The sequence below is a fragment of the Brevibacillus sp. YAE8 genome (assembly GCF_057543335.1).
The window spans coordinates 1-863 of the sequence record NZ_BAAIYG010000084.1; the positions used below are offsets into that span (position 1 = coordinate 1).

The 863-nt window shown below is 45.5% G+C and carries 1 protein-coding gene; it reads left to right on the forward strand.

Features of this window, described 5'->3' with window-relative positions; all coding sequences use genetic code 11:
- The first annotated feature begins 66 nt into the window (after window positions 1–66).
- Window positions 67–842, forward strand: a protein-coding gene (locus AC27IT_RS27710) for an IS5 family transposase (RefSeq protein ID WP_170206163.1) whose coding sequence is annotated in 2 segments (ribosomal slippage) — window positions 67–394 and window positions 394–842 — 777 coding nt in all. Because the reading frame shifts where the segments join, the coding sequence is not laid out codon by codon here.
- Window positions 843–863: the final 21 nt, after the last annotated feature.

The following is an 863-nucleotide window of genomic DNA, read 5'->3' on the forward strand; positions in this document are numbered from 1 at the left end:
CTAGGACGTGTCTGAAAACTAAAGAAAATGTGGTATGATTTAGGAAAAACGAATGGAGCAACGAGCATGATTCAAAGACGGTACGAAATAAACGATGAACAGTGGGAACAAATTCAGGACATGTTCCCCCCCTATCGAACAGGACGTCCGTCCAAATTAAGTAATCGTACCATGTTTAATGCCATTCTTTGGATTGCCCGAAGTGGTGCGGCTTGGCGAGATTTGCCGGAAGAACGTTATGGTTCATGGAAAACGGTCTACAGTCGCTTCTGCAAGTGGAGAGATACCGGATTACTTGTCGCCATCTTCCAAGCTCTTCACGTAGAACCTGACTTTGAAAACTTGAGCATCGATTCTACATCGGTCAAAGCTCATCAACACAGTGCGGGTGCTAAAAAAACGCAGAAGGACACGAAGTAAATCAGCACATAGGCGTCAGCCGTGGCGGAAAGACAACCAAACTTCATACCGTCGTCGATGGATTAGGGAATCCCCTCGCTTTTCTTCTCACGGGGGGGCACGTCTATGATTCCGTTCCAGCGATCAATTTGCTTCAAGGGTTTGATCTTACGGGAAGCCATATTGTTGGTGACAAAGCCTACGGCTCAGAAGGCATTCGGCATTGGATTACGGCTAAGCAGGCAGCGTACACCATCCCGCCTAAAGCGAATAATAAAAATCCTTGGAAAGTGGATTGGTACCGCTATAAAGAACGGCACTTGGTGGAGTGCTTCTTCAATAAAATCAAACATTTTCGACGAATCGCTACTCGTTACGACAAGCTGGCCAAATCATTCCTAGCGTTTGTATATGTCGCGTCCATCTTTAAACTAACTCAATAATGAGTTTTCAGACACATCCTA